6 protein-coding genes are annotated in these 5,059 nt (G+C 75.5%); 4 read left to right on the top strand and 2 right to left on the bottom strand.

Annotated elements, in window-relative coordinates; genetic code table 11:
* From malQ to AOK18_RS11905, 3 genes are all read left to right on the top strand, one after another.
* The coding region (malQ, locus tag AOK18_RS11915) for a 4-alpha-glucanotransferase (protein ID WP_079104968.1) at positions 1-1,503 on the top strand (1,503 nt) is incomplete at its 5' end.
* A 98-nt stretch (positions 1,504-1,601) separates the two neighbouring features.
* On the top strand, positions 1,602-1,892 hold the full coding sequence (locus AOK18_RS11910) for a hypothetical protein (protein ID WP_055573694.1): 291 nt from the start codon (positions 1,602-1,604) through the stop codon (positions 1,890-1,892).
* 221 nt (positions 1,893-2,113) lie between these two features.
* Positions 2,114-2,311, top strand: coding sequence for a hypothetical protein (locus AOK18_RS11905; protein ID WP_175400341.1), 198 nt, complete (start codon positions 2,114-2,116; stop codon positions 2,309-2,311).
* Positions 2,312-2,406: 95 nt separating this feature from the next.
* Here AOK18_RS11905 and AOK18_RS11900 read toward each other — a convergent pair whose 3' ends face one another.
* Complete coding sequence (locus AOK18_RS11900) at positions 2,407-2,754, bottom strand: VOC family protein (RefSeq protein ID WP_055694312.1); 348 nt, start codon at positions 2,752-2,754, stop codon at positions 2,407-2,409.
* Between the two features lie 305 nt (positions 2,755-3,059).
* Here AOK18_RS11900 and AOK18_RS11895 point away from each other — a divergent pair, with 305 nt between their 5' ends.
* Positions 3,060-3,797: a nitroreductase family protein gene (locus tag AOK18_RS11895; RefSeq protein WP_055694311.1), complete on the top strand. Its 738-nt coding sequence runs from the start codon at positions 3,060-3,062 to the stop codon at positions 3,795-3,797.
* Between the two features lie 131 nt (positions 3,798-3,928).
* Here the strand turns inward: AOK18_RS11895 and AOK18_RS11890 are convergent, their stop codons facing one another.
* A complete protein-coding gene (locus AOK18_RS11890) occupies positions 3,929-4,891 on the bottom strand; it encodes a phosphotransferase (RefSeq protein ID WP_055694310.1) in 963 nt (320 codons plus the stop codon).
* Positions 4,892-5,059: the final 168 nt, after the last annotated feature.

The raw sequence follows: 5,059 nt of genomic DNA, 5'->3' as shown, positions 1-5,059 counted from the left end.
CACCGCCTCGCGCAGCTCCGGCGGGCCGCGGAGCTGCGCGAGGCGGTGCTGGACAAGGGCGCCCTGATCGACCGGGACGCCGTCTGGGCGGCCAAGAAGGCCGCACTCGAAGCAGTCGTGGACGAGGTGCCGCTCGGCCCCGGCCGCCTCGCCGCCTACCGCGACTTCCTCGCCGAGCAGGGGCAGGCCCTGGAGGACCACGCCACCTGGTGCGCGCTCGCCGAGGTGCACGGCCCCGCATGGCACACCTGGCCCGCCCCGCTGCGCGACCCGCGCTCGCCCGGGACCGCGCGGGCCCGCCGCGACCTGGCGGCCCGGGTCGACTTCCACTCCCGGCTGGCCTGGCTCACCGACACCCAGCTCACCGCCGTCCAGCGGGCCGCGCGCGAGGCCGGGATGCCGCTCGGGATCGTCCACGACCTCGCGGTCGGCGTGCACCCCGCAGGCTCCGACGCCTGGGCGCAGCAGGACACCCTCGCCGCCGGCATGTCGGTCGGCGCGCCCCCGGACGCCTTCAACGCCCGCGGCCAGGACTGGGGCCTGCCGCCCTGGCGCCCCGACCGGCTCGCCGCCTGCGGCTACGCGCCGTTCCGCGCCCTGCTCCGGGCCCTGTTCCGGTACGCGGGCGCCCTGCGCATCGACCACGTCATGGGCCTGTTCCGGCTCTGGTGGGTGCCCCGGGGGCAGCCGCCCACCGAGGGCACGTACGTCCGCTACGACGCCGAGGCGATGCTCGCCGTCCTCGTCCTGGAGGCCTCCCGCGCCGGGGCGGCGGTGATCGGCGAGGACCTGGGCACGGTCGAGCCCGGCGTGCGCGAGGCGCTGCGCGAACGCGGGGTGCACGGCACGTCGGTGCTCTGGTTCGAACGGGACTGGGAGGGCGACGGCCGGCCGCTGCCGCCGGAGACCTGGCGCGCCGACTGCCTGGCCACCGTCACCACCCACGACCTGCCGCCCACCGCGTCCCGCCTCACCGGCGAGCACGTCGGGCTCCGCGACGGCCTCGGCCTGCTCACCCGCCCCCTCGCCGAGGAGCACGCGGAGGCCGCCGCGGACACCGCGGAGTGGCTGGACCTGCTGACCCGGCTCGGCCTGCTGCACGCCCGCGGCACGCCGGGCGCCACCGCCGGTACCGAGGAGGAGGCACGCGTCCAGGCCGTCCACCGCTACCTGCTGCGCACCCCCGCCCGGATGATCGGCGTCTGGCTCCCCGACGGCGTCGGCGACCGGCGCCCGCAGAACCTGCCCGGCACCTGGGACCAGTACCCGAACTGGCGCCTGCCCATCGCGGACGCGCAGGGCCGGCCGGTCGCCCTGGAGGACCTGACGGCGTCCCCGAGGCTGCGCGCCCTGCTCGACGTGGTGCGCACCCGCACCGGCCAGCCGGACGGAGGGGAGGGCACGGACGGCGTGGACGGCGCGGGCGGCACGGACGGCGCGGGCCGTATGGACGGCACCGGCACCGGCAGCGCGGGCGGAGCGCACGCCCCCGCCCGGACCTGACGTCAAACCGGGTCGCACCGGGACATACCCGGTGCGACCGGGGTCCCTTACGCACCCCCGGACGCGCGGGCCCCACGGCGGTTCGCTACGTTGGCACCGTGGACAAGACGAACGCCCTGCGCGCCGGCGCCCTGGCAGCCGGTACGACGCTGATGATGCTGCTCATGACGTCCCCCGCGCTCGCGCTCACCCGCGACGACGGCGACGACCCCGGCACGGGCCTGAGCGTGGTCGAGACGCTGGGCCTGTACGTCGTGGCCCCGATCGCGCTCTTCCTCGCCATCACGGGGCTGGTGATGGTCCTGGACAAGTCGCACAAGAAGAAGGACACGACCAGCTCCAACATCAGGATCAAGGCCGCCGACACCAAGGCCGAGATCAAGGCCTGATCCCGGTTCCGGCCCGGATCCCGGCCGGTCGTCCCCGCAGCTTTCCGAGGGCGCCGACCCCGCCCCCGTACGCGCGCACAGCCGTACGGGGGCGGGGGCGGCGCCCTTCGGCGTCGGCCGCCGCTGCGCCCCGGAGGGCGGCGGGCCGCCCGGATGACGTTCCCTCCGGCCCGGCCTGAGACCATCACCGGGACCGTGGGACCGGACACAGGGTGGGGAACATGATCGTTCTGGTGCTGCTCGGCCTCCTGGCGCTCGTCGCCGGCGGGTGCGCGTGCGTGGTGTGGGCGGAGCGCGGCGGGCCCCGCTGGGCCCGCGTGGTGGCGGCCGCGACGCTCGGTGCGGGGGAGCTGCTGCGCGCCTCCGGAAAGAACCGGCGCCGGGGCCTGGACCGGTCGTCCGACGGCGACGGCGAGTAGGGCGCGTACCGCGGACGGGGCGACCGTCCTCGCGCGGCCGTCGGCGAGCGGTGGCGACCGGCGCTCCCACGGGTGGTGGGGGGATCAGGGACGGGTCACCGGTGGCCCAGCACGTTGACCACCCGGCCGTTGGGGTCGCGGACGAAGAACCGGCGCACTCCCCATTCCTCGTCCTGTAAGGGGTGCACGACCTCCGCGCCGCTCTCCCGCATCACCGCGTAGGCCGCATCCACGTCGTCCACCTCGATGCTCATGTCGGGCACGACCGGCGCGGTCCTGTCGTGGCTCGCGAAGGTGACCTGCGCCGTGGGATGGGAAGGAGAGGCGAGCGTCATGACCCAGCCCTGGTTCATGACCTCCTCGAACCCCAGGAGGCCGTAGAAGTCCCGGCTCTCCTCGATGGCCTCCGATCGGATGTCGGGCACGACCCGGCGGACGGACACAGGCGCCTCCTGCTGACGGACGAGGGTGAACGTGTCCCTGAGCCTTTCCGGGGACGCCGCGGCCTACCCGTCGCACCCCACGCTTTCGACACCCGCCCCCAGAGCGCCGCGAGAGGGACCGGCGGCCACGACGCCGTCCTCCCGCACTCCGGAGCGCGACCCGGAGCACGCCGCACGCCTCTCCGGAGAGCGGAGGCGTGCGGAACGCGGTCCCGAGTGCTCACGCGACCTCATCCGCGGACCGGTCAACGGCGTGTGCGTGACCGGGTGTTCAGGGTGAAGGGCGCTGTTCCTAGACTCCGTCCATGAACACTCAAGCCACCCTGCCCGAGACGCCGGCCGACGGCGCCGCCGACCCGGCCCTCTTCGCGACCATGTCCACCATGCGGGCCATGCGGCGCCTGCGGCCCGACCCGGTGCCCGACGAGCTCCTGGACCGGCTGATCCAGGCGGCCGTCTGGGGACCCAGCGGCGGCAACATGCAGCGTTACGAGTACGTCGTCGTCACCGCCCCCGAGGTCATGGCCGAACTCGCGCCGCTGTGGCAGCGGTGCGTGGACGCGTACCTCGCCACGACCGGCAAGTACGCCCCCGCCGGCATGGACGAGGCCGCGTACGGGCGCATGGTCGCCGCCATCGAGTACCAGCGCGACCACTTCGCCGAGACCCCGGCGCTGATCATCCCCTGCTACCGGTTCCCGGAGCCGAGGATGGAGGAGGAGGGCGTGCGGAAGTACGCCGAGGCGCTCGGCCCGGAGGCGACGGCGCGCATGGGGCGGATCCAGGAGCGCTTCTCCGCCCTCGCGGAGGGCTCCTGCGTCTACCCGGGCGTGCAGAACCTGCTGCTCGCCGCGCGGGGTCTGGGCCTGGCCGCCAACATCACCATCTGGCACCTGATGCTGGAGGAGGAGTGGAAGGCGGCCCTCGGCATCCCCGAGGACATGCACACCTTCGCGGCGATCCCGGTGGGCTGGCCGCGCGGCAACTTCGGTCCGGTGCGCCGTCGCCCGGTCGAAGAGGTCGTGCACCGCAACCGCTGGTAGGCCACGGGTGCCGGGGCCCGGTCGGGGGGAGGCGCCTCGCCCGGGACCCGGCCGGGACGAGCCCGGGAAAGGAGCGGCGAGGACTCCCCGCCCCCCGGCACCGCCACCCCGGGATAGGGGCGGTCGACCGGTCAGTGCCGCCCGCGGCTCCGGTCCGGGAGCGAGGTCCGCGCGGGGGAGGGCCGGCCCGGGCGGGACGTCAGGACACGCTCCAGCGCCGCCCGGCCCGCGGGGCCCCATGCCGGCTTGCCGCCGGGAAGGCCCCGCTCCCCGTTCTGGCCCATGAGGACGAGGAAAAGGCCCTTCAGGGCGGCGAGCCCCCGGGCGCGCCGGACCGTCGCCTCGTCCGCGTGCGCGTACACCTCGAAGAACCGTGAGTCCGCGCCCGCGGGAAGGAGCAGCCACGCGGCCGCGAGGTCCCACGCCGGGTCGCCGGCGAACATGTCGCCGAAATCGATCACGCCCGAGAGCGTCCCGTCCGAGGCGACGACGTTCGCCGGATGGAGGTCGCCGTGCACCCACACCGGCGGGCCCTCCCACGCGGGGGCCGCGACGGCGTCGTCCCAGACGTCCCGGACGGCCCGGACGTCGGCGGCGACGCCGCCCGGAGCGATGGCGCGCAGGAACTCCTCGAAGCCGTCCGTGCACTCCGCGGGGCGGGCGCCCCGGTCCGCACCGGTCGGCGCCCCGGCGGGAGCCTCTTCGTGGAGCGCCTTGAGGAAACCGGCCAGGGCGTCGGCCGTGTCCTCGCCGCGGCTGATCGGGGCGGAGTCGAGCGGCTCGCCGGGAACCCACGTCATGATGCTCCAGGGCCGCGGGAAGCGCGCGGACGGTTCGCCGTTCCGTACCGGGACCGGAACCGGGAGCGGAAGGCGCGGGGCCAGGACGGGCAGCCACCGGCGCTCCTTGCGCTGGAGGTCCGGGGCGCGTTCCGTGCGCGGCATGCGCACGGCCAGCTCGTCCCCGAGGCGCCACATCCGGTTGTCCCAGCCGCCCGCCACCTCGCGGACCTCCAGCCCCGCGAGGTCCGGATGCTGGTCCTGGACGAGGCCGTGCACCAGCTCGGCGGTGATCTCGATCTCGGAGTCGGTCATGCGGAGCCACGGTACGGGAGGCGGGCGGAGCGGACCCCGGCTCCCTCCCCGCAACGCCCACCGCCACGACCGCCCCGCCGCCGGGCCTCCCCCCGGCCGCTACCCCTCGGTGGCGAGCAGCAACTCCCGCAGCAGATCGGCCAGTTGTTCCACCCGCTCCTCGTCCAG

It is taken from the genome of Streptomyces prasinopilosus (assembly GCF_001419695.1).
Classification (GTDB): Bacteria; Actinomycetota; Actinomycetes; order Streptomycetales; family Streptomycetaceae; genus Streptomyces; species Streptomyces prasinopilosus.
This window is presented reverse-complemented; position numbering and strand designations above follow the sequence as displayed.

What these genes read in the sequence shown, in the direction of transcription:
- AOK18_RS11905 (WP_175400341.1), top strand. Translation starts at nt 2,114, where the DNA reads ATGATCGTTCTGGTGCTGCTCGGCCTCCTGGCGCTCGTCGCCGGCGGG.
- AOK18_RS11895 (WP_055694311.1), top strand. Translation starts at nt 3,060, where the DNA reads ATGAACACTCAAGCCACCCTGCCCGAGACGCCGGCCGACGGCGCCGCC.
- AOK18_RS11890 (WP_055694310.1), bottom strand. Translation starts at nt 4,891, where the DNA reads ATGACCGACTCCGAGATCGAGATCACCGCCGAGCTGGTGCACGGCCTC.